27 protein-coding genes and 1 pseudogene are annotated in these 23,693 nt (G+C 41.8%); 27 read left to right on the forward strand and 1 reads right to left on the reverse strand.

The annotated features are described in order from the left end of the window. The first annotated feature begins 59 nt into the window (after positions 1-59). From nagA to gap, 22 genes are all read left to right on the forward strand, one after another. On the forward strand, positions 60-1,211 hold the full coding sequence (gene nagA, locus D8854_RS09515; protein WP_001134442.1) for an N-acetylglucosamine-6-phosphate deacetylase: 1,152 nt from the start codon (positions 60-62) through the stop codon (positions 1,209-1,211). A gap of 151 nt (positions 1,212-1,362) precedes the next feature. After that, on the forward strand, positions 1,363-1,728 hold the full coding sequence (locus tag D8854_RS09520; protein ID WP_000286396.1) for a DUF1033 family protein: 366 nt from the start codon (positions 1,363-1,365) through the stop codon (positions 1,726-1,728). Positions 1,729-1,790: 62 nt separating this feature from the next. After that, a complete protein-coding gene (gene comGA, locus D8854_RS09525; RefSeq protein WP_000249588.1) occupies positions 1,791-2,732 on the forward strand; it encodes a competence type IV pilus ATPase ComGA in 942 nt (313 codons plus the stop codon). Then, entirely contained in the window at positions 2,680-3,696 is a 1,017-nt protein-coding gene (comGB, locus tag D8854_RS09530; protein ID WP_125450621.1) for a competence type IV pilus assembly protein ComGB, read from the forward strand. The genes comGA and comGB overlap by 53 nt, the downstream gene beginning before the upstream one ends. A 1-nt stretch (position 3,697) precedes the next feature. Beyond that, positions 3,698-4,021, forward strand: a complete 324-nt coding sequence (comGC, locus tag D8854_RS09535; RefSeq protein ID WP_125450607.1) for a competence type IV pilus major pilin ComGC — start codon at positions 3,698-3,700, stop codon at positions 4,019-4,021. Beyond that, the gene (comGD, locus tag D8854_RS09540; RefSeq protein ID WP_125450608.1) at positions 3,984-4,418 is read left to right on the forward strand and encodes a competence type IV pilus minor pilin ComGD; all 435 of its coding nucleotides are present in this window, start codon (positions 3,984-3,986) and stop codon (positions 4,416-4,418) included. The genes comGC and comGD overlap by 38 nt, the downstream gene beginning before the upstream one ends. Further along, positions 4,381-4,683: a competence type IV pilus minor pilin ComGE gene (gene comGE / locus D8854_RS09545; protein WP_185768088.1), complete on the forward strand. Its 303-nt coding sequence runs from the start codon at positions 4,381-4,383 to the stop codon at positions 4,681-4,683. Before comGD ends, comGE begins: the two co-directional genes overlap by 38 nt. Then, on the forward strand, positions 4,646-5,107 hold the full coding sequence (comGF, locus tag D8854_RS09550) for a competence type IV pilus minor pilin ComGF (protein ID WP_125450610.1): 462 nt from the start codon (positions 4,646-4,648) through the stop codon (positions 5,105-5,107). Before comGE ends, comGF begins: the two co-directional genes overlap by 38 nt. After that, positions 5,085-5,498, forward strand: a complete 414-nt coding sequence (gene comGG, locus D8854_RS09555; RefSeq protein ID WP_125450611.1) for a competence type IV pilus minor pilin ComGG — start codon at positions 5,085-5,087, stop codon at positions 5,496-5,498. Before comGF ends, comGG begins: the two co-directional genes overlap by 23 nt. A 32-nt stretch (positions 5,499-5,530) precedes the next feature. Next, the gene (locus tag D8854_RS09560; RefSeq protein ID WP_125450612.1) at positions 5,531-6,121 is read left to right on the forward strand and encodes a class I SAM-dependent methyltransferase; all 591 of its coding nucleotides are present in this window, start codon (positions 5,531-5,533) and stop codon (positions 6,119-6,121) included. Positions 6,122-6,178: 57 nt separating this feature from the next. Next, positions 6,179-7,132, forward strand: coding sequence for a class I SAM-dependent methyltransferase (locus tag D8854_RS09565; RefSeq protein ID WP_125450613.1), 954 nt, complete (start codon positions 6,179-6,181; stop codon positions 7,130-7,132). Between the two features lie 49 nt (positions 7,133-7,181). Continuing rightward, complete coding sequence (locus tag D8854_RS09570) at positions 7,182-8,372, forward strand: acetate kinase (RefSeq protein ID WP_125450614.1); 1,191 nt, start codon at positions 7,182-7,184, stop codon at positions 8,370-8,372. Between the two features lie 159 nt (positions 8,373-8,531). Beyond that, positions 8,532-8,903 carry a ribonuclease P protein component gene (gene rnpA, locus D8854_RS09575; protein WP_000748124.1) on the forward strand — a complete coding sequence of 124 codons (372 nt, stop codon included), beginning with the start codon at positions 8,532-8,534 and terminating at the stop codon, positions 8,901-8,903. After that, positions 8,878-9,690, forward strand: coding sequence for a YidC/Oxa1 family membrane protein insertase (locus tag D8854_RS09580; RefSeq protein ID WP_000728102.1), 813 nt, complete (start codon positions 8,878-8,880; stop codon positions 9,688-9,690). Before rnpA ends, D8854_RS09580 begins: the two co-directional genes overlap by 26 nt. A 17-nt stretch (positions 9,691-9,707) precedes the next feature. Then, positions 9,708-10,697, forward strand: coding sequence for an RNA-binding cell elongation regulator Jag/EloR (jag, locus tag D8854_RS09585; RefSeq protein WP_125450615.1), 990 nt, complete (start codon positions 9,708-9,710; stop codon positions 10,695-10,697). Between the two features lie 50 nt (positions 10,698-10,747). Next, positions 10,748-11,371 (forward strand): ribonuclease P, encoded by a 624-nt coding sequence (locus tag D8854_RS09590; protein WP_125399477.1) that lies wholly within the window; start codon positions 10,748-10,750, stop codon positions 11,369-11,371. Positions 11,372-11,488: 117 nt separating this feature from the next. Beyond that, a complete protein-coding gene (tkt, locus tag D8854_RS09595) occupies positions 11,489-13,465 on the forward strand; it encodes a transketolase (protein WP_125399478.1) in 1,977 nt (658 codons plus the stop codon). A 127-nt stretch (positions 13,466-13,592) separates the two neighbouring features. Then, on the forward strand, positions 13,593-13,913 hold the full coding sequence (gene yajC, locus D8854_RS09600; RefSeq protein ID WP_025168961.1) for a preprotein translocase subunit YajC: 321 nt from the start codon (positions 13,593-13,595) through the stop codon (positions 13,911-13,913). A 47-nt stretch (positions 13,914-13,960) separates the two neighbouring features. Next, positions 13,961-14,404 (forward strand): low molecular weight protein-tyrosine-phosphatase, encoded by a 444-nt coding sequence (locus D8854_RS09605; protein ID WP_125399479.1) that lies wholly within the window; start codon positions 13,961-13,963, stop codon positions 14,402-14,404. Beyond that, the gene (locus D8854_RS09610; RefSeq protein WP_125450616.1) at positions 14,391-14,804 is read left to right on the forward strand and encodes an MORN repeat-containing protein; all 414 of its coding nucleotides are present in this window, start codon (positions 14,391-14,393) and stop codon (positions 14,802-14,804) included. Before D8854_RS09605 ends, D8854_RS09610 begins: the two co-directional genes overlap by 14 nt. A gap of 295 nt (positions 14,805-15,099) precedes the next feature. Beyond that, on the forward strand, positions 15,100-17,751 hold the full coding sequence (adhE, locus tag D8854_RS09615; protein WP_125450617.1) for a bifunctional acetaldehyde-CoA/alcohol dehydrogenase: 2,652 nt from the start codon (positions 15,100-15,102) through the stop codon (positions 17,749-17,751). Positions 17,752-18,049: 298 nt separating this feature from the next. Further along, positions 18,050-19,060 (forward strand): type I glyceraldehyde-3-phosphate dehydrogenase, encoded by a 1,011-nt coding sequence (gap, locus tag D8854_RS09620; protein ID WP_125450618.1) that lies wholly within the window; start codon positions 18,050-18,052, stop codon positions 19,058-19,060. 80 nt (positions 19,061-19,140) lie between these two features. On the opposite strand, the gene D8854_RS09625 is transcribed toward gap, so the two are convergent. Further along, positions 19,141-20,016 (reverse strand): RluA family pseudouridine synthase, encoded by an 876-nt coding sequence (locus D8854_RS09625; RefSeq protein WP_125450619.1) that lies wholly within the window; start codon positions 20,014-20,016, stop codon positions 19,141-19,143. A gap of 86 nt (positions 20,017-20,102) precedes the next feature. Between D8854_RS09625 and pbp2a the strand changes: the two genes are divergently transcribed. The 5 genes and pseudogenes from pbp2a to D8854_RS09650 form a co-directional block, all read left to right on the forward strand. Then, positions 20,103-22,298 (forward strand): penicillin-binding protein PBP2A, encoded by a 2,196-nt coding sequence (gene pbp2a / locus D8854_RS09630; RefSeq protein WP_125450620.1) that lies wholly within the window; start codon positions 20,103-20,105, stop codon positions 22,296-22,298. A gap of 52 nt (positions 22,299-22,350) precedes the next feature. Continuing rightward, a complete protein-coding gene (rpmG, locus tag D8854_RS09635) occupies positions 22,351-22,503 on the forward strand; it encodes a 50S ribosomal protein L33 (protein WP_001809375.1) in 153 nt (50 codons plus the stop codon). Between the two features lie 9 nt (positions 22,504-22,512). Continuing rightward, complete coding sequence (gene secE / locus D8854_RS09640) at positions 22,513-22,689, forward strand: preprotein translocase subunit SecE (RefSeq protein WP_000505776.1); 177 nt, start codon at positions 22,513-22,515, stop codon at positions 22,687-22,689. Between the two features lie 52 nt (positions 22,690-22,741). Continuing rightward, positions 22,742-23,278, forward strand: coding sequence for a transcription termination/antitermination protein NusG (gene nusG / locus D8854_RS09645; protein WP_000376732.1), 537 nt, complete (start codon positions 22,742-22,744; stop codon positions 23,276-23,278). Between the two features lie 119 nt (positions 23,279-23,397). Beyond that, positions 23,398-23,693: pseudogene (locus tag D8854_RS09650) on the forward strand (sigma-70 family RNA polymerase sigma factor); the annotation flags it as partial.

Consider the following 23,693-nt stretch of genomic DNA (forward strand, 5'->3'; position numbering starts at 1 on the left):
GTTTATAATGTAATTGACATAATAAATTCTAGAATCAATCTATCAAGGAGGTTATCATTATGCCTAATTATATTAAAGCGGATCAGTTTTTCTACCCACACGGAGTTCGTCGTGGCGGTTACTTGGAACTTGTGGATGGCAAGTTCGGCAAACATGTAGAACAGATTCCTGAAGGAGCTGAGGTGATTGACTATACAGGTTATAGCATTGCCCCTGGGCTTGTGGATACCCATATTCATGGATTTGGTGGTGTGGATGTCATGGACAATAACATCGAAGGAACCCTTCATACCATGAGTGAAGGATTGCTTAGCACGGGTGTTACCAGCTTCTTGCCAACGACCTTGACTTCCTCTTACGAGCAGTTGCTCGCAGTAACTGAAAATATCGGTGCTCGTTACCAGGAAGCAAGTGGAGCGAAAATTCGTGGGATTTATTTTGAAGGGCCTTATTTCACAGAGAAATACAAAGGAGCTCAAAACCCTGCCTACATGAAAGATCCTCGCATGGATGAGTTTCGTGCTTGGCAAAAAGCAGCAAATGGCTTGCTCAATAAAATTGCCCTTGCGCCAGAACGTGAAGGTGTAGAAGACTTTGTTCGTACAATTACGGGTGAAGGAGTGACTGTTGCTCTTGGACACTCAAATGCGACTTTTGATGAAGCTAAAAAAGCAGTCGATGCTGGAGCAAGCGTTTGGGTACATGCCTACAATGGCATGCGTGGGTTGACTCACCGTGAACTCGGTATGGTGGGAGCCATGTATGAGTTGCCACATACTTACGCAGAATTGATTTGTGACGGTCACCACGTAGATCCAAAGGCCTGTGACATTTTGCTCAAGCAAAAAGGAACTGAAAATATTGCCCTTATCACAGACTGTATGACAGCTGGTGGCTTGGAAGATGGAGACTACATGCTGGGAGAATTCCCGGTAGTAGTGGCTAATGGAACTGCACGCCTCAAATCTACAGGCAATTTGGCAGGTTCTATCCTCAAACTCAAGGACGGTTTGAAGAATGTTGTCGAATGGGGTATTGCCAATCCGCATGAAGCAGTCATGATGGCTAGCCTCAACCCAGCAAAATCTGTTCACATCGATGATGTTTGTGGTCAAATCCGTGAAGGTTACGATGCAGACTTTATCGTACTAGATAAAGATTTGGAATTGGTAGCAACCTATCTAGACGGTGTGAAACGTTATCAAGCCTAAGATGATAAAATAGGGGTCAATAAAAGGCTCCTATTTTTATGATAGGCTGAAAAGGTATTTAAAGAAGTCTTCCTAAAGGGAAAGGCAAGCAAAATCCTTTTCTTGTAATAAAAAATTAGATATAATATACGATACAAAGGAAGTAGTAAGAATGTATCGTGTTATAGAAATGTATGGGGATTTTGAACCGTGGTGGTTCATAGAAGGTTGGGAAGAAGATGTCATTATGAGTCAATCTTTTGACAAGTATTATGATGCTCTAAAATATTATAAATCATGCTGGTTTGAGCTAGAAAAGAAGAATCCTCTTTATAAGAGTCGGAGTGATTTGATGACTATCTTTTGGGATCCTGCTGATAAACGCTGGTGTGATGAGTGTGATGAGTATTTGCAGCAGTACCATTCTTTGGCACTTTTACAGGATGAGCAAGTCATCCCCGATGAGAAGCTACGTCCAGGCTACGAAAAACAAACAGGTCAAGAAAAACACCGTTCTTGCCGTATGAAATGGAGATAAAAAAGTAACTTTTTAAGTTGCTTTTTTTATTTTTTTGCGAATAGTTAGATAAGGAGGGCGGTATGGTACAAGAAATTGCACAGAAAATTATTGCTACTGCGAAAGAAAAGAAGGCTCAGGATATCTATTTTATCCCCAAGGAAAAGTCCTACGAGCTTCACATGCGGGTTGGAGACGAACGGTGTCTAGTTGACTCCTATGAGTTTGATGTTTTAGCTGCTGTGATTAGTCATTTTAAGTTTGTGGCGGGTATGAACGTAGGAGAGAAGAGACGTAGTCAACTGGGCTCTTGCGACTATCAGCATGGGGAGAAGGTGTCTTCTCTGCGTTTGTCTACCGTGGGAGATTATCGGGGACATGAGAGTTTGGTCATTCGTTTGTTGCACGATGAGGAGCAGGACCTGCATTTCTGGTTTCAGGATATGAACGAACTGGGTGAGCAGTACAGGCAACGGGGACTCTATCTCTTTGCAGGTCCAGTCGGAAGTGGCAAGACGACTCTGATGCACGAATTAGCCAAGTCTCTGTTTATGGGGCAACAGGTCATGTCCATTGAAGATCCTGTCGAGATCAAGCAGGAAGACATGCTCCAGTTGCAGTTGAATGAAGCGATTGGTTTGACCTATGAAAATCTCATCAAACTGTCTCTCCGGCATCGTCCTGACCTCTTGATTATCGGTGAAATTCGGGATAGCGAGACGGCGCGTGCAGTGGTCAGAGCCAGTTTGACAGGGGCGACAGTCTTTTCAACCATTCATGCCAAGAGTATCCGAGGTGTTTATGAACGCCTTCTGGAGTTAGGTGTGACGGAGGAAGAATTAGCAGTTGTTCTGCAAGGAGTCTGCTACCAGAGATTAATCGGGGGAGGAGGAATCGTTGACTTTGCAAACAAAGACTTTCAAGAACACCAGCCAACTAGCTGGAATGCGCAGATTGACCAGCTTCTTAAAGATGGACATATCACAAGTCTTCAGGCTGAAACGGAAAAAATTAGCTACAGCTAAGCAGAAGAAAATCATCACCCTGTTTAACAACCTCTTTTCCAGTGGCTTTCATTTGGTGGAAATTATTTCTTTTTTGGGCAGAAGTGCCCTGCTGGAAAAGGACTATGTGGCCCGGATGCACCAAGGCTTGTCTCAGGGGAAATCCTTTTCAGAGATGATGGACAGCTTGGGGTTTTCAAGTGCTATTGTGACCCAATTATCTCTAGCTGAAGTACATGGGAATCTTCACCTGAGTTTGGGGAAGATAGAAGAATATCTGGATAATTTGTCCAAGGTCAAGAAGAAGTTAATTGAAGTAGCGACCTATCCTTTGATTTTGCTGGGATTTCTCCTGCTAATCATGTTGGGGCTCAGGAATTATTTGCTCCCCCAACTGGACAGTAGCAATATCGCCACCCAAATCATTGGCAATCTGCCACAAATTTTTCTGGGGCTAGTGTTGGTTTGCTCTCTATCTTTACTTTTAGCCCTCACTTTTTACAAAAGAAGTTCCAAGATGCGGGTTTTCTCGATGTTGGCACGGGTTCCCTTTCTAGGAATCTTTGTCCAGACCTATCTGACGGCCTATTATGCGCGTGAATGGGGCAATATGATTTCACAGGGGATGGAGCTGACGCAGATTTTTCAGATCATGCAGGAACAAGGCTCCCAGCTCTTTAAAGAAATCGGTCAAGAACTGGCTCAAGCCCTGCAAAATGGCCGCGAATTTTCTCAAACTATAGCGACCTATCCTTTCTTTAAAAAAGAGTTGAGTCTTATCATCGAGTATGGAGAAGTCAAGTCCAAGCTGGGGAGTGAGTTGGAAATCTATGCTGAAAAAACTTGGGAAGCCTTTTTTACCCGAGTCAACCGCACCATGAACTTAGTACAGCCACTGGTTTTTATCTTTGTGGCTCTGATTATCGTTTTACTTTATGCGGCAATGCTTATGCCCATGTATCAAAATATGGAGGTAAATTTTTAAAATGAAAAAATTCATGACAAAACTAAAAAAAGCTAAGGTTAAAGCTTTCACTTTGGTAGAAATGCTAGTCGTCCTTTTAATTATCAGCGTACTTCTCTTGCTCTTTGTGCCTAATTTGACCAAACAAAAGGATGCAGTGAATGACAAAGGAAAAGCTGCTGTTGTTAAGGTGGTGGAAAGTCAGGCAGAACTCTATAGTCTGGACAAGAATGAAGATGCTAGCCTAAGCAAATTACAGGCGGACGGCCGTATCACAGCTGAGCAAGCTAAAGCTTATAAAGACTACCATGCAAAACAAAAAACAAGTCAAACTGTTGCAGATTAAGGCCTTTACTATGCTGGAAAGTCTATTAGTTTTGGGACTTGTGAGTATCCTTGCTTTTGTCTTGTCTGGTTCTGTTCAGTCCAGTTTTACAGCGGTGGAAGAGCAGATTTTCTTTATGGAGTTTGAAGAACTCTATCGGGAAACTCAAAAACGCAGTGTTGCTAGTCAGCAAAAAACCAGTCTGAACTTAGATGGACAGACGATCAGTAATGGCAGTCAAAAGTTGACCGTTCCTAAAGGAATTCAGGCACCATCAGGACAAAGCATTATATTTGACCGAGCTGGGGGCAATTCGTCCCTGGCTAAGGTTGAATTTCAGACTAGCAAAGGAGCGATTCGCTATCAATTATATCTAGGAAATGGAAAAATTAAACGCATTAAGGAAACAAAAAATTAAGGCAGTGATCTTACTAGAAGCAGTAGTAGCTTTGGCTGTGTTTGCCAGCATTGCGACCCTTCTTTTGGGACAAATCCAGAAAAATAGACAAGAAGAGGCAGAAATCTTGCAAAAGGAAGAAGTCTTGCGTGTGGCGAAGATGGCTCTGCAGACAGGTCAAAATCAGGTAAACATAAACGGAGTGGAGATTCAGGTGTTTTCTAGTGAAAAAGGAGTGGAGGTCTATCATGGTTCAGAGAAGTTACTCGACCTTAAAGATCAGTAAGGTAAGAGCGTTCACTCTTTTAGAATCTCTGATTGCCCTTATCGTCATTAGCGGAGGCTTGCTCCTTTTTCAAGCTATGAGTCAGCTCCTCATTTCAGAAGTTCGTTACCAGCAGCAAAGCGAGCAAAAGGAGTGGCTCTTGTTTGTGGATCAACTGGAGGTAGAGTTAGAGCGTTCGCAGTTTGAAAAGGTAGAAGGCAATCGCCTCTACATGAAACAGGATGGTAAGGATATCTCTATAGGGAAGTCTAAATCGGATGATTTTCGAAAAACGGATACCAGCGGACGGGGCTACCAACCTATGGTTTATGGACTCAAATCAGCACAGATTACAGAGGAAGATCAATTGGTTCGCTTTCGCTTCCAATTTCAAAAAGGCTTAGAAAGGGAATTCATCTATCGTGTGGAAAAAGCAAAAAGTTAAGGCAGGCGTTCTTTTATATGCAGTCACCATGGCAGCTATTTTTAGCCTTTTGTTGCAGTTTTATTTGAATCGGCAAGTCGCCCATCGCAAAGACTATACCCTAAACAAAGAGAAGTTGGTCGCTTTCGCCATGGCCAAGCGAAGTAAAGATAAGGTTGAGCAAGAAAGTGGAGAACGAGTCTTCAACTTAGGAAAAGTCAGGTATCACAATACGAAAACAGGTTTTGTAACAAGTGTTCGTATGAATAAGGGCAACTATGAATTTCTCTTTCCTCCGATGAAAACTAAGGAAAAGAAAACAGATCAAAAGGAACAAGTAGCGACTGATTCAAGACAAGAACCAAATCAGAAAAAAACAGAAAATAAGACAGATAAGAAAGACAATTCCTAGTCAATTCAACTACTTTGTGTTAAACTAAAAGCATGAAACATGATTTTAATCACAAAGCAGAAACCTTTGATTCGCCCAAAAACATCTTTCTTGCAAACTTGGTTTGTCAAGCAGTTGAAAAACAGATTGATCTTTTATCAGACAAGGAAATATTGGATTTCGGTGGTGGGACGGGTCTATTAGCTTTGCCCTTGGCCAAACAGGCCAAGTCGGTTACCCTTGTGGATATTTCGGAGAAAATGCTGGAGCAAGCCCGTTTGAAAGCGGACCAGCAAGATATCAAGAATATCCAGTTTTTGGAGCAGGATTTACTGGCAAATCCCTTGGAGCAACAATTTGACCTGATTATTGTCAGTCGGGTTCTTCATCATATGCCTGATCTAGATGCGACTCTTGCCATGTTTCACCATCATCTTAGGGAGAATGGACAGGTTCTCATTGCTGATTTTGTCAAGACAGATACCAATCACCATGGTTTTGATTTAGCTGAACTGGAAACCAAGCTCGCCCAGTTTGGTTTTTCAAGCATAGACAGTCAGATTCTCTATAGTGCTGAAGGTCTTTTCCTAGGAAATTACGCAGAGCTCTTTTTAACTGTAGCCCAAAAGTCACTTGCTGACTAAAGCAGTGATTTTTTTCTTCAGATGGAAAAAATAGGGGAAATTTGATAAAATAGGAACATGGATTTTGAAAAAATTGAACAAGCTTATACGTATTTACTAGAGAATGTCCAAGTCATCCAAAGTGATTTGACGACCAACTTTTATGACGCCTTGGTAGAGCAAAACAGCATCTATCTGGATGGTGAGACCGAGCTAGAGCAGGTTAAGGAGAACAACCAAGCCCTTAAGCGCTTAGCGCTTCGCAAGGAAGAGTGGCTCAAGACCTACCAGTTTCTCTTGATGAAGGCAGGACAAACTGAGCCTTTACAGGCCAATCACCAGTTTACACCAGATGCCATTGCCCTCCTCTTGGTACTTGTTGTGGAAGAGTTGTTTAAACAAGAGGGAATTAGCATACTCGAAATAGGCTCTGGCATGGGAATTCTGGGTGCTACTTTCTTGACTTCTCTTGCTAAAAAAGTGGATTACTTGGGAATCGAAGTGGATGACTTGCTGATTGATTTGGCGGCTAGTATGGCAGATGTGATTGGTTTGCAGGCTGGTTTTGTTCAGGGTGATGCCGTTCGTCCGCAAATGCTTAAAGAAAGCGATGTGATCATTAGCGACTTGCCTGTCGGCTATTACCCAGACGATGCAATCGCTTCACGCTATCAAGTGGCTTCTAGTCAAGAACATACCTATGCCCATCATTTGCTCATGGAGCAAGGCCTCAAGTACCTCAAGTCAGACGGATACGCTATTTTTCTGGCTCCGAGTGATTTACTAACCAGTCCTCAAAGTGATTTGTTAAAAGGTTGGCTCAAAGACGAAGTGAGTCTTGCTGCCATCATTACTCTGCCAGAGGATATTTTCTCAACTGCAAGCCAAGCTAAAAGTATTTTTGTCTTACAGAAGAAAAGAGACAAGGAAATAGAACCATTTGTCTATCCTTTGACCAGTTTGCAAGATCCAGCTGCACTATTGAAATTCAAAGAAAATTTTCAAAAATGGAGTCAAGGTACTGAAAATTAAGCAAAAATTTGTTATAATGGATGAAAACGCTTAAAAGGGGTATCATCTTATGACAAAAACAATTGCAATCAATGCAGGAAGCTCAAGTTTGAAATGGCAACTCTATCAAATGCCAGAAGAAGTAGTATTGGCGAAAGGCTTGATTGAACGCATCGGTTTGAAGGACTCTATCTCAACTGTAAAATTCGACGGCCGTTCTGAACAACAAATTCTTGATATTGACGATCACACACAAGCTGTTAAAATTTTATTAGATGATCTGATTCGTTTTGACATCATCAAAGGTTATGATGAAATAACTGGTGTTGGGCACCGTGTTGTGGCTGGTGGTGAATATTTCAAAGAGTCAACCTTGGTAGAGGGAGATGTTTTGGAAAAGGTTGAAGAGTTGGGACTTTTGGCTCCTCTTCACAATCCAGCCAACGCGGCAGGAATTCGTGCCTTCAAGGAATTGCTTCCAGATATTACCAGCGTTGTTGTTTTTGATACATCATTCCATACAACCATGCCAGAGAAAGCCTATCGCTATCCTCTTCCAAACAAATACTACACTGAAAATAAAGTTCGTAAGTATGGAGCCCACGGGACAAGTCATCAGTTTGTAGCAGGAGAAGCAGCTAAAATTTTAGGTCGCCCCCTAGAAGAGTTGAAATTGATTACTTGTCATATTGGAAATGGTGGTTCTATTACAGCTGTCAAAGGCGGTCAGTCTGTTGATACATCTATGGGCTTTACTCCACTTGGTGGTATTATGATGGGTACTCGTACAGGTGATATTGATCCGGCAATTATTCCCTATTTAATGCAACATACAGATGACTTTAATACACCAGAGGATATCAGTCGAATTCTCAATCGTGAGTCAGGACTTTTGGGTGTTTCTGAGAGATCAAGCGATATGCGTGATATTCACGAAGCTATGCATGCGGGTGATGAGAAAGCGCAACTGGCAAATGAGATTTTTGTGGATCGTATCCAAAAGTATATTGGTCAGTATTTGGCAGTTTTGAACGGTGCAGATGCCATTATCTTTACAGCCGGAATTGGAGAAAATTCTGTAACGATTCGTCAGATGGTTATTGAAGGTATTTCTTGGTTTGGCTGTGATGTGGATCCTGAAAAGAATGTCTTTGGCGCTACAGGAGATATTTCGACTGATGCTGCTAAAGTTCGTGTCTTAGTCATCCCGACAGATGAAGAATTGGTCATCGCTCGTGACGTTGAACGCTTGAAAAAGTAAGAAGAACTGAATAAAATTACAAGGTAAGATACAATAAAAAGGAGTTGGGAGATAAATTTTCCCAACTTTTTGTTGTTGAAACAGTGTAAAACCTTGTCATTATTGGCTTTTTTGAAATTTATGGTATAATAGTAGTAATTTAATAGATGGAGTGGAGTTTTGAAGAAAAGCTTTCGTGTAAAAAGAGAGAAAGATTTTAAGGCGATTTTCACGGATGGAACAAGTTTTGCTAATCGTAAATTTGTTGTCTACCAATTGGAAAATCAGAAAAGTCATTTTCGAGTAGGGCTGTCCGTCAGTAAGAAATTAGGGAATGCAGTCACCAGAAATCAAATTAAAAGACGGATTCGACACATTTTGCTAAGTGTAAGGGAGCAGTTAGCTGATAACGTTGATTTTGTTGTAATTGCTCGAAAAGGGGTTGAAGGCTTGGATTATGCAGAAATGGAGAAAAATCTACTCCACGTATTAAAGTTATCAAAGATTTACCGGGAAGGAATTAGGAGTGAAAAAGAAACTACAGTTGACTAGTTTGCTGGGCTTGTCCTTGTTTGTCATGACAGCCTGTGGGACAAGCGATGTTGCAGCAGATTCTACAGATATATGGAGTAAATTTGTCTATTTTTTTGCTGAAATCATCCGCTTCTTGTCCTTTGACGTTAGTATCGGAGTGGGGATTATCCTCTTTACGATCCTGATTCGTACGATTCTATTGCCAGTCTTTCAGACTCAGATGGTGGCCTCTAGAAAAATGCAAGAGGCTCAACCACGCATCAAGGCTCTGCAAGAACAATATCCAGGTCGTGATATGGAAAGTAGAACCAAGCTGGATCAGGAGATGCGGAAGGTCTATAAAGAATTAGGGGTCAAACACTCTTCTTCTCTCTGGCCGATTTTGATTCAAATGCCGGTTCTCTTGGCTCTCTTCCAAGCCTTGACTCGAGTAGACTTTTTGAAAACAGGGCATTTTTTGTGGGTGAACCTTGGGGGAGTAGACACAAGCTTTATCCTTCCGATTTTGGCAGCAGTCTTTACCTTCTTAAGTAGTTGGTTATCGAATAAGGCTTTACCTGAAAGAAGTGGAGCTATGACAGGGATGATGTACGGGATGCCTGTACTGATCTTTATCTTTGCCATCTCTTCACCTAGTGGCGTAGCCTTGTACTGGGCAGTATCCAATGCTTATCAAGTTTTGCAAACTTACTTCTTAAATAATCCTTTTAAGATTATTGCAGCGCGTGAGGCGGAAGTACAAGCTAAAAAAGATTTGGAAAATAGAAAAAGAAAAGCCAAGAAAAAGGCTCAGAAAACGAAATAATAAGGAGGAATCTGATAATGGTATTATTTACAGGTTCAACTGTTGAAGAAGCAATCCGGAAAGGATTGAAAGAGTTAGGTATTCCGAGAATGAAGACTCACATCAAGGTCGTGTCCAAAGAGAAGAAAGGTTTTTTAGGCTTATTTGGGAAAAAACCAGCTCAAGTTGATATTGAGGCGATTAGTGAGACGACTGTGATTAAGGCCAATCAACAAGCTGTAAAAGGTGTTCCAAAAGAAATCAATGAACAAAACGAACCTGTTAAGACAGTAACAGAGGCGACAGTTGATCTTGGTCATGTTGTTGAGGCGATTAAAAAAATAGAAGAGGAAGGTCAGGGTGTTTCTGATGAAATCAAGGCTGAAATCTTGAAAAATGAGAAACATGCTAGCACGATCTTAGAAGAAACAGGTCACATCGCGATTTTAAATGAATTGCAGACAGGAGATGCTGGAGTGGAAGACCCAGCAGAGTGTGAAGAATTTGTATCTATGTCAGAATCGGTAGAAAGCCAGTCTTTGGAAGATCTAGGTTTGAAGGTGGAGCCGAGTTATGACATCGAACAAGTAGCAGCTCAAGTGGCTAACTATGTTCAAACCATTGTGGATGATATGGATGTTGAAGGGACGATTTCAAGCGACTACAATCGCCGCACCATCAATCTTCAAATTGACACAAATGAACCAGGTCGTATTATCGGCTACCACGGAAAAGTATTGAAAGCACTTCAGCTTTTGGCGCAAAACTACCTCTACAATCGTTATTCAAGAACTTTTTATATCACAATCAACGTCAATGATTACGTTGAACATCGTGCAGAAGTGTTGCAAACCTATGCACAAAAATTGGCGACTCGCGTTCTAGAAGAAGGACGTAGCCAACAAACAGATCCAATGTCGAATAGCGAACGCAAGATTATCCATCGCATTATTTCGCGCATGGATGGTGTGACGAGTTATTCTGAGGGTGATGAACCAAATCGATATGTTGTCGTAGATACAGAATAAATAAAATCAGGTTCATCCTGATTTTTTGTTAGAAAAAGGAGAAGAAACAGATGATGGAAGCAATCAGGAACTATTTATCTTATGCAGGTATCCAATATCGTCATCCAGATAAGGCTGGAGATGAGCGAGAGAAGATGCTGGAATTGCGCCACAAAGGGCAGGAGGCTCGCAAGGCTTTTACGAACTTAGCCAAGGTCTTCCAAGAAAAGCATCCAGAATGGCAACTGCAACAGACTAGTCAGTGGATGAATCAAGCGCAACGCTTGCGACCGCATTTCTGGGTCTATCTACAGAGAGAGGGGGAGGTGACAGAACCTATGTTAGCTCTGCGCTTATATGGGGTTCCTTCTGATTTTGGTGTCTCACTAGAAGTTAGTTTCATCGAACGTAAGAAAGACGAACAGACTTTAGACAAGCAAGCCAAGGTTTTAGAGCTTCCAGCGGTAGAAGGGATTTATTATCTAGTCTACTCAAATGGGGAAAGTCATAAGGTGGAGGCTACTGAGGAGAACCGTCGTACTTTACGCGAGAAGGTGAGAAGTCAGGAAGCCCGAAAAGTCTTAGTCAAGTCAGATGTTTCCTTCATTGAAAATCAGTCAGTAGAAGTGATATTGGATAAGCTAGAAGATGCTTATACGCGCTTGCTTCCGTACTATGAGGTGACGAGGGGATAGAAAATCACATGTGTTAGATGAACGCAAATTGTTTTATTGCTATTCTATGCATTTTTTCATATAATAGTAAAATAGAATGTGTGATTCATTAATCACCTCAAAGAGAAAGGAAATTCTATGTCAAATCTATCTGTTAATGCAATTCGTTTTCTAGGTATTGACGCCATCAACAAAGCAAACTCAGGTCACCCAGGGGTGGTTATGGGGGCTGCTCCAATGGCCTATAGCCTCTTTACAAAACAACTTCGCATCAATCCAGCACAACCAAACTGGATCAATCGCGACCGTTTTATTCTTTCAGCAGGTCACGGCTCTATGCTTCTTTATGCCCTTCTTCACCTTTCTGGTTTTGAAGATGTTAGCATGGATGAAGTCAAGAACTTCCGCCAATGGGGTTCAAAAACACCAGGTCACCCAGAATTTGGGCATACAGCAGGGATTGACGCTACAACTGGTCCTCTAGGACAAGGGATTTCTACTGCCACCGGCTTTGCCCAAGCAGAACGTTTCCTAGCAGCGAAATATAACCGTGAAGGCTTCAATATCTTTGACCACTATACTTATGTGATCTGTGGAGATGGAGATTTGATGGAGGGTGTCTCAAGCGAGGCGGCTTCATATGCGGGCTTGCAAAAACTTGACAAGTTGGTGGTTCTTTATGATTCAAATGACATCAACTTGGATGGTGAGACAAAGGATTCCTTTACAGAAAGTGTTCGTGACCGTTACAATGCCTACGGTTGGCATACAGCCTTGGTTGAAGATGGAACAGACTTGGAAGCTATCCATGCTGCTATCGAAGCAGCAAAAGCTTCAGGGAAACCATCTTTGATCGAAGTGAAGACTGTGATTGGATACGGCTCTCCAAACAAACAAGGAACCAATGCTGTACACGGTGCTCCTCTTGGAGCAGATGAAACTGCGGCTACTCGCCAAGTTCTTGGTTGGGACTATGAACCATTTGAAATTCCAGCTGAAGTTTATGCTGATTTCAAAGAAAATGTTGCAGACCGTGGCGCATCAGCTTATCAAGCTTGGACAAAACTAGTTGCTGACTATAAAGAAGCACATCCAGAACTGGCTGCAGAAGTAGAAGCCATCATTGACGGACGCGATCCAGTTGATGTGACTCCGGCAGACTTCCCAGCATTAGAAAATGGTTTCTCTCAAGCAACTCGTAACTCAAGTCAGGATGCTTTGAACGTTGTCGCTGCCAAGTTGCCAACTTTCCTAGGTGGATCAGCTGACCTCGCTCACTCAAACATGACTTACATCAAAACGGATGGACTTCAAGATGATGCTAATCGCTTGAACCGCAATATTCAGTTTGGTGTTCGTGAATTTGCAATGGGAACGATCTTGAACGGGATGGCCCTTCACGGTGGACTTCGTGTATACGGTGGTACTTTCTTCGTCTTCTCTGACTATGTGAAAGCAGCTGTCCGCTTGTCAGCCTTGCAAGGACTTCCTGTGACTTATGTCTTTACCCACGATTCTATTGCAGTTGGTGAAGATGGTCCAACTCACGAACCAGTTGAACACTTAGCAGGTCTCCGTGCTATGCCAAATCTGAATGTTTTCCGCCCAGCAGATGCGCGTGAAACTCAAGCAGCTTGGTACCTTGCAGTGACAAGCGAAAAAACACCAACTGCCCTTGTCTTGACACGTCAAAACTTGACTGTCGAAGAAGGAACAGACTTTGACAAAGTTGCGAAAGGTGCCTATGTCGTCTATGAAAATGCAGCAGACTTTGACACAATCTTGATTGCGACAGGTTCAGAGGTCAATCTAGCTGTCGCAGCTGCCAAAGAATTGGCTAGCCAAGGTGCAAAAGTCCGTGTAGTCAGCATGCCATCAACAGATGTCTTTGACGCACAAGATGCAGCTTACAAGGAAGAAATCCTTCCAAATGCAGTTCGTCGTCGTGTTGCAGTCGAAATGGGAGCAACTCAAAACTGGTACAAGTATGTTGGTCTTGATGGTGCAGTTCTCGGTATTGATACCTTTGGAGCATCTGCCCCAGCACCAAAAGTATTGGCAGAGTACGGATTTACAGTTGAAAATCTAGTCAAAGTCGTTCAAAACTTGAAATAATCACAAAAATCAGAGTGAAAACTCTGATTTTTTATAACCATAAAAACAAGGCACAATCTTGTAAAAGTAGCTGAAATTTGATATAGTAGTCCTATGTAAATACAAAGGAGAAAATACTATGGAAAATATTAGTCCAAATTTAACATTTGTGATCATGCTTGTAGGTATGTTTGCCTTGATGTTCTTTATGCAACGTTCTCAAAAGAAACAAGCACAAAAGCGTATGGAAAGCTTGAACAAGCTTCAAAAAGGCTATGAAGTCATTACAATTGGTGGGCTTTACGGAACAGTGGATGAAGTAGATACTGAGAAAGGTACAATCGTACTGGATGTAGATGGCGTTTATTTGACTTTTGAATTGGCTGCAATTAAGACTGTTTTGCCACTCAAAGAAGCTGTGACACCAGAAGGAACAGTTGTTGACGAAGGCGGAGCAATCGAAGAATAAAACGGGATCTGTCACTCCCGTTTTTCTATGAGATGAGAGGAAAAGGGATGAAAAAAATAGTATTTGTTTGCTTAGGAAATATCTGTCGTAGCCCTATGGCAGAGTTTGTGATGAAGTCCATGACGAGTGATTACCAGATTGAGAGTCGGGCAACGTCATCGTGGGAACATGGTAATCCGATTCATAGGGGAACGCAAGGGATTTTCCAGCAGTATCAGATCCCTTATGACAAAGACAAAACATCGCTTCAGATTGGCAGAGAAGACTTTGAGTCGTTTGATTACATTATCGGCATGGATGCTTCAAACGTTTCAGATCTGCGTCAAATGTGTCCTCACGAACTACAGCACAAAATCTACTCTTTTGCATCTGAAAGCGTTCCAGATCCATGGTACACGGGAGATTTTGAGGAAACCTATGCTCGTATCACAAGTGGATGTCAACGCTGGCTAGATCGTTTAGAAAATGAGAGTGACAATGGAAAAGTTTAAAGAAATCTTCGAAAAATATCGAGTATATCTAACTCGCCCGCGTATAGAGATTGCAACCGTTCTTCTAATCGCTATCTGCGCCGTATCAGTTTTTCTACTAAACACACCAAAAAAGGGTGTCCTGACACTTGATGGTGGCGCACTTGTTTATGATGGTACCTTGGTACGAGGGAAAATGAAAGGTCAAGGAACCCTGACCTTTGAAAATGGAGACCAATATACAGGTGATTTCAATAATGGAGCCTTTAATGGAAAAGGGACTTTCCAATCAAAAGATGGCTGGAAATATGAAGGTGATTTTGTAAATGGCCAGGCTGAAGGTCAAGGGAAGTTGACTACAGAGCAAGAAGTTGTTTATGAAGGGACCTTTAAGCAAGGCGTTTTTCAACAAAAACAATAGTCTCCAGATTAGGGGACTATTCTCAAAAGCAAAAAAGAAAGCGCTTTCCTCGCTTGGATTCGAGAAATAACTATCAACTAGAAAAACTTTGTGAAATAAAAAAATATTTTCCATAATTTCACAATCGTCCAGACAAAACTCTATTGCGTAGCTATATTGATAAAAAAATCACAATCTTAGAAAAATTCTTTGTGAAATGCTTATGAAACGGTTTACAAAGAATTGAAAAAGAGTTATAATAAAATTGTGAAAAAATTAACAAAGGATTAAATCCTTGAAGGCTATGGAGGACAATATGGCTGATAAAAAAACGTTAACACCTGAGGAAAAACAACTCGCTGCTGAAAAGCATGTCGACGGGTTAGTGAAAAAGGCCTTGGTTGCGCTTGATGAAATGCGCAAGTTGAATCAAGAGCAAGTTGACTACATCGTAGCGAAAGCTTCAGTTGCAGCTCTTGATGCGCACGGAATTCTTGCTCAACATGCAGTTGAAGAAACTGGTCGTGGTGTATTTGAAGACAAGGCTACAAAAAACCTTTTTGCCTGTGAGCACGTTGTGAATAATATGCGTGGTGTTAAAACTGTTGGAGTTATCGAAGATGATCCAGTTACAGGCTTGACTAAAATTGCAGAACCTGTCGGTGTAGTGTGTGGTGTCACTCCAACAACGAACCCAACATCAACAGCTATTTTCAAATCATTGATTGCTTTGAAGACACGCAATCCAATCGTGTTTGCTTTCCACCCATCAGCTCAAGAATCTTCTGCTCACGCAGCACAAATCGTTCGTGATGCAGCTATCGCAGCTGGAGCACCTGAAAACTGTGTTCAATGGATTACAGAACCATCTATGGAAGCAACTGGAGCGCTTATGAACCACGAAGGTGTTGCAACTATTCTTGCAACTGGTGGTAATGCTATGGTTAAGGCGGCTTACTCATGTGGGAAACCAGCTCTTGGGGTAGGTGCTGGAAACGTTCCTGCTTATGTAGAAAAATCTGCTGACCTCCGTCAAGCTGCTCATGATATCGTCATGTCTAAATCATTTGACAATGGTATGGTCTGTGCATCAGAGCAAGCGGTTATCATTGATAAAGAAGTCTATGACGAATTTGTAGAAGAATTCAAATCATACCACACTTACTTTGTAAACAAAAAAGAAAAAGCCCTTCTTGAAGAATTCTGTTTCGGCGTGAAAGCCAACAGCAAGAACTGTGCAGGTGCTAAACTAAATGCAAACATCGTTGGTAAACCAGCGGCATGGATTGCTGAACAAGCAGGATTTAGTGTTCCAGAAGGAACAAACATCTTGGCTGCAGAATGTGCAGAAGTAGGATCGAAAGAACCATTGACTCGTGAAAAATTGTCACCAGTTATCGCTGTCCTAAAAGCTGAAGATACAGAAGACGGTCTTAAAAAAGCTCGTCAAATGGTTGAATTTAACGGACTTGGTCACTCAGCAGCTATCCATACAAAAGACGAAGCTCTTGCTAAACGCTTTGGTACAGAAATCAAAGCCATGCGTATTATCTGGAACTCTCCATCTACTTTCGGTGGTATCGGTGACGTTTACAATGCCTTCATTCCATCATTGACACTTGGATGTGGTTCATACGGACGCAACTCAGTTGGTGATAACGTGAGCGCTATTAACCTTCTAAACATCAAGAAAGTAGGGAAACGTAGAAATAATATGCAATGGTTTAAAGTTCCTTCAAAAATTTACTTCGAACGCAATTCTATCCAATACCTTCAAACTTGTGAAGATATTGAACGCGTTATGATCGTTACAGACAAATCTATCGAAAAACTTGGCTTTGTTCAACGTGTTATTGATCAATTGAACGCACGTAGCAACCGTGTAACGATCCAAGTCTTCTCGGATGTTGAACCAGATCCAGACATCACAACTGTAGAACGTGGTGCTGAAGTGATGAAAGCATTTGAACCAGATACAATTATCGCTCTTGGTGGTGGTTCTCCAATGGACGCGGCTAAAGTGATGTGGCTCTTCTACGAACAACCAGAAATCGATTTCCGTGACTTGGTTCAAAAATTCATGGATATCCGTAAACGTGCCTTCCGCTTCCCATCACTTGGTAAGAAAGCGAAATACATCGGTATTCCAACAACTTCAGGTACAGGTTCAGAAGTGACACCATTTGCCGTTATCTCTGATAAGAAAAACAACCGCAAATACCCATTGGCTGACTACTCATTGACACCAACTATTGCCATTGTTGACCCTGCTTTGGTTGAATCCGTTCCAGACTTCATCGCTGCTGATACAGGTATGGACGTCTTGACTCACGCTACTGAAGCCTACACTTCAAACTTTGCTAACGACTACACAGACGGTATCGCCCTTCAAACTATCAAACTTGTCTTTGAATGGTTGGAAAAATCTGTTAAGACAGCTGACCCAGAAGCACGTGAAAAAATGCATAATGCATCTACAATGGCTGGTATGGCCTTTGCCAATGCATTCCTTGGTATGAGCCACTCAATGGCCCACAAGATCGGTGGAGTTCACCATACTGTTCACGGACGTACAAACGCAATCTTGCTTCCATATGTTATCCGTTACAATGGAACTCGTCCATCTAAGACGACTACATGGCCTAAATACAACTACTGGAAAGCTGATGAGAAATTCCAAGATATCGCGAAAATGCTTGGCTTGCCTCACTCAACTCCAGAAGAAGCAGTTGAAGCATACGCTAAAGCTGTTTACGACCTTGGTGTTGCAGTAGGTATCAAGATGAACTTCAAAGACCAAGGAATCGATGAAAAAGCTTGGAAAGACAGCTTGCATGAAATTGCCTTGCTTGCTTATGAAGACCAATGTTCACCTGCTAACCCACGCTTGCCAATGGTAGCTGACATGGAAGAAATCATGGCAGATGCTTACTATGGCTACGCAGAACGTCCAGGACGCCGTAAATAATCGTTTATCAGCCTAGAGGCAGGAGAAATCCTGTCTCTTTTCATAGTCCTATTTTTGAAGTTAGAGTTGAACTATGAGAAGAGAAGATTATGCGGATAGGATAGAAGGGCCTAGAAATAAAAGCTTAGGTGAATGAAGGGGATTGAAAAGTAGAAAAGCAAGATAGAAAAACAACGCCCGTACTTGCAATTCTACTTAAATAGTTATATAATAATGATGTTGAAAGGTGATTTGTAGTGATTCAAGTTACTCTTTTCACAATAAAAATTTCAGGATTTTCATAAGGAGGAAATCACTAATGGTAGTTAAAGTTGGTATTAACGGTTTCGGACGTATCGGTCGTCTTGCTTTCCGCCGTATCCAAAACGTAGAAGGTGTTGAAGTTACTCGCATCAACGACCTTACAGATCCAGTTATGCTTGCACACTTGTTGAAATACGACACAACTCAAGGTCGTTTCGACGGTACTGTAGAAGTTAGAGAAGGCGGATTTGAAGTTAACGGTAAATTCGTTAAAGTTTCTGCTGAACGTGATCCAGAACAAATCGACTGGGCTAACGACGGTGTAGAAATCGTTCTTGAAGCAACTGGTTTCTTTGCTAAGAAAGCAGCAGCTGAAAAACACTTGCACGCTGGTGGGGCTAAAAAAGTTGTTATCACTGCTCCTGGTGGAAACGACGTTAAAACAGTTGTATTTAACACTAACCACGACGTTCTTGACGGTACTGAAACAGTTATCTCAGGTGCTTCATGTACTACAAACTGCTTGGCTCCAATGGCTAAAGCTCTTCAAGACAACTTCGGTGTTGTTGAAGGATTGATGACTACTATCCACGCTTACACTGGTGACCAAATGATCCTTGACGGACCACACCGTGGTGGTGACCTTCGCCGTGCTCGCGCTGGTGCTGCAAACATCGTTCCTAACTCAACTGGTGCTGCTAAAGCTATCGGTCTTGTAATCCCAGAATTGAACGGTAAACTTGACGGATCTGCACAACGTGTTCCAACTCCAACTGGATCAGTTACTGAATTGGTAGCAGTTCTTGAAAAGAACGTTACTGTTGATGAAGTAAACGCAGCTATGAAAGCAGCAGCTAACGAATCATACGGTTACACAGAAGATCCAATCGTATCTTCAGATATCGTAGGTATGTCTTACGGTTCATTGTTTGACGCAACTCAAACTAAAGTTCTTGACGTTGACGGTAAACAATTGGTTAAAGTTGTATCATGGTACGACAACGAAATGTCATACACTGCACAACTTGTACGTACTCTTGAATACTTTGCAAAAATCGCTAAATAATTCCTGAGTCGATAAAAAAGCAAGGCCTTCTGGTCTTGCTTTTTCTATTTTTAGATAAAATAAAATGGATGATTTAGCGGTCATCCATTCTTTTTTAATTCTCTTTCAAATGTATCAGAAAGGGCAGTGAAGCTCAACTTTTCTAAGGTGAGTGGATGGGTAAGGGATAGTCGAAAAGCATGGAGCATAAGCCGGCTTGTTTTTGATCGAGTGTTATAGAGAGGGTCGCCTAGGATAGGGTGCTTATGGTGAGAAAGGTGAACACGGATTTGATGGGTTCGACCGGTCTTTAGTTTGCAACGAACAAGAGAAGTCTTATTTGGAAATTGCTTTAATCGACTTACCTGTGTTTCAGCATGTTGCCCCTTTTTAGAATCCACCACCCGTTTTCTGCGGTCGTGTCGATCACGACCAATGTTATCTCGGAAGATAAGTTCTTTACTCCCTATTTGTCCTTCTATGAGTGCCCAGTACTCGCGAGCGATTTCTTTTTTCTCCAACAAGCGATTGAGAATGGGTAGGATAAAAGGATTTTTAGCAAAAAGCACTAAACCACTAGTTTCCATGTCCAGACGATGAACGACATAACAGGTTTGGCCGACGTAGGCAGAGACATGGTTGAGCAGGGCAATTTCATCTGGTTGATTACCGTGTGTTTTCATGCCTTCGGGTTTGTTGACAACAATGAGATGTTGATCATGATAAACTTCTTTAACAAGGTCTGGGTTGCCCAAAAGGATTTCCTTTGTGGGATAATCTTCCTCGTCAAAAGTCAATTGACAAATATCCCCTGGCTCCACCATCTCGTTCCAGTGAACTTCTTCGTGGTTAATTAAGATGTTCTTCTTTATTCTCAAAAAGTGACGGATTTTTCTAGGGATGAGGAGTTGTTCCTCTAGGAATTGTTTGACCGTCATTTGAGGCAAGGATTCGGGTAGTGTAAATGTGAATTGCATACAGATATTGTAACAAAAAAAGCCCTATTTGGATAGGGAGTAGCTAAATTCTTGAGTTCCTATGGTGAAGATGATAAAATAAACGCATGAAATTAGATAAATTATTTGAGAAGTTCCTTTCTCTCTTTAAAAAAGAAACGAGTGAATCGGCGGAGCCTGATTCGACTAGCATGCGTCGTTCACGGAGCGATAGAAAAAAATTGTCCCAAGTAGGCCCAATTCGGAAATTTTGGCGTCGTTATCATCTGACAAAGATCGTCATCATTTTAGGGTTAAGTGCTGGTTTGCTAGTAGGAACCTACCTATTTGCAATAGCCAAGTCTACCAATGTCAATGATTTGCAAAATGCCCTGAAAACGCGAACTCTGATTTTTGACCGTGAAGAAAAAGAGGCAGGAGCCCTGTCAGGTCAAAAGGGAACCTATGTTGAGCTGACAGATATCAGCAAAGACTTGCAGAATGCTGTCGTTGCGACAGAGGATCGTTCCTTCTATAAAAATGATGGGATTAACTACGGTCGTTTCTTTCTAGCTATCGTCACAGCAGGTCGTTCTGGAGGGGGGTCCACTATCACCCAACAGTTGGCGAAAAATGCCTATCTTTCTCAGGACCAAACTGTTGAACGGAAGGCCAAGGAGTTTTTCCTGGCTTTAGAGTTGACAAAGAAATACAGCAAGGAGCAAATCCTTACTATGTACCTCAATAATGCCTATTTCGGAAACGGGGTATGGGGTGTTGAAGATGCAAGTAAGAAATATTTCGGTGTATCCGCTTCGCAACTAACGCTTGATCAGGCGGCGACTCTAGCAGGGATGCTCAAGGGACCAGAATTGTATAATCCATTAAATTCTGTTGAAACTTCGACCAACCGAAGGGATACTGTTTTGCAAAATATGGTTGCAGCGGGCTATATTGATAAAAATCAAGAGACCGAAGCGGCTAGAGTAGATATGACTTCACAACTGCAAGATAAGTATGAAGGTAAGATTTCTGATTATCGTTACCCATCCTATTTTGATGCAGTTGTCAACGAAGCGGTTTCCAAGTACAATCTCACAGAAGAAGAAATTGTCAACAATGGTTACCGAATCTATACAGAACTTGACCAAAACTACCAAGCTAACATGCAGGTTATTTACGAAAATACTTCCCTATTTCCAACGGCAGAAGACGGAACGCATGCTGAATCAGGTAGTGTTGCTCTAGAACCTAAAACAGGTGGGGTGCGTGGAGTTGTCGGACGCGTAGCTGGTGATGACAAATCAGGCTTCCGTAATTTTAACTATGCAACTCAGTCTAAACGCAGTCCAGGCTCGACGATTAAGCCTTTGGTCGTTTACACTCCAGCTGTGGAAGCCGGCTGGGCTCTGAACAAGCGACTGGATAATCATACGATGCAGTACGATAGTTATCAAGTGGACAACTATGCTGGCATTAAGACATTTCCTGAAGTACCTATGTATCAAGCCTTGGCAGAATCACTCAATCTACCAGCGGTTGCGACTGTAAATGATTTGGGAATCAATAAGGCTTTTGAAGCTGGGACGAGATTTGGTCTTAATATGGATAAAGTTGATCGTGTTCTTGGAGTTGCCCTAGGTGGAGGAGTAGAGACGAATCCTCTCCAAATGGCACAAGCCTATGCATCCTTTGCTAATGAAGGATTGATGCCTGAGGCACATTTCATTACTCGTATCGAAAATGCCAGTGGTCAGGTCATCAAGAGCAATAAAAATTCCCAAAAACGAGTGATTGATAAGTCTGTGGCTGATAAAATGACCAGCATGATGTTGGGAACTTTTACAAATGGTACAGGAATTAGTTCGTCACCAGCAGATTATGTCATGGCTGGAAAGACAGGTACTACCGAGGCTGTTTTCAACCCTGAATATACCAGTGACCAGTGGGTGATTGGTTATACTCCAGATGTGGTAATTACCCACTGGCTCGGTTTCCCAACGACGGATGAGAACCATTATCTAGCAGGTTCAACCTCAAATGGAGCGGCCCACGTCTTTAGAAGTATGGCTAATACCATTTTACCTTACACCCCAGGTAGCACTTTTACAGTTGAGAATGCTTATAAACAAAATGGTATTGAACCAGAAAATACGAAAAAGCAGGTCGTTGAAAATGAAACGAACCAGTCCGAGGATCCGCTAGAAGATATTCGTAGCCGAGCTCAAAATCTTGTAGACGAAGCGGGACGTGCGATTTCGGATGCAAAGATAAAAGAGAAAGCCCAGACAATCTGGGACTCTTTCGTCAATCTCTTTCGTTAAGAGGCTTGTCAAAGCCTAGGTTTCTTGTTATAATAGATAAGATGGAGGCGTTATGGCACTAAAAAAAGCAAGCCTAGCTTGTGCAGTTTGCGGTTCAAGAAATTACTCAATCAAAATTAGTGGGAACCCCAAGCCAACACGACTAGAAGTAAATAAATTTTGTAAACATTGTGGAAAATATACGACACATAGAGAGACGAGATAGGAGAGAACGATGGGTTTTATTAAGGATATCTTCAAACTTCTTAAGGAAACAACATGGCCGACTCGCAAAGAAAGCTGGAGAGATTTTCGCTCTATTATGGAATACACAGCCTTCTTTGTGGTCATCATTTATATTTTTGACCAATTGATTGTTTCAGGTTTGATTCGATTTATTAACATTTTTTAGAAGAAAAGCGGAGAACTTCTGCTAGCTTTCTTCTATTATGAAAGGAAATATCATGGATAGTTTTGACAAAGGATGGTTTGTTCTACAAACTTATTCTGGCTATGAAAATAAGGTAAAAGAAAATCTATTGCAACGTGCACAAACGTATAACATGCTGGATAATATTCTACGCGTTGAGATTCCAACACAAACCGTGCAAGTTGAGAAAAATGGAAAGAAAAAGGAAGTTGAAGAGAATCGCTTTCCGGGTTATGTCCTTGTAGAAATGGTCATGACCGATGAAGCATGGTTCGTCGTTCGAAACACACCTAACGTAACAGGATTCGTCGGGTCACACGGTAACAGATCAAAACCAACTCCACTATTGGAGCAAGAAATCCGTGATATTCTGGTTTCAATGGGACAAACTGTTCAAGAGTTTGATATTGATGTTGAAGTTGGGCAGACTGTCCGCATCATTGATGGTGCTTTTGCAGATTATACAGGTAAAATTACTGAAATTGATAATAACAAAGTGAAGATGATTATCTCTATGTTTGGTAATGACACGATTGCAGAAGTGAATCTCAACCAAATTGCAGAATTATAACCCAGAGAGGCAGGGCCTCTCTTTTTGTATGCAGTTGAGGTAGCGAGAAGTACAGAAGAGGAGAAGTAGATCAAAGGCTTGATGCATTTTGTTAAACTAAATGCAGAAAGGAGAGGTCTATGAATCTGAAAGAGTTGTATGAAGAAAGTAAAGGGATTGTAAACAAGTGTCGGAAAGAATACCATTTACATCTGTGGGAGAAAGAGGACTGGGAGCAGGAGGGGATGCTGTGCCTGTATGAGCTGGTCAGTCACCATCCAGAGTTACTAGTTGGTGAACGTCGCCGATTATATGTGTGCTTTAAAACCAAATTCCGCAATCGCATCCTAGACTACATCCGTAAACAGGAAAGTCACAAGCGCCGTTTCGACAAAGAGCCTTATGAGGAGGTGAGCGAAATCAGCCATCGCCTAGG

The sequence above is a fragment of the Streptococcus mitis genome (assembly GCF_003943905.1).
Taxonomy (GTDB): domain Bacteria; phylum Bacillota; class Bacilli; order Lactobacillales; family Streptococcaceae; genus Streptococcus; species Streptococcus mitis_BC.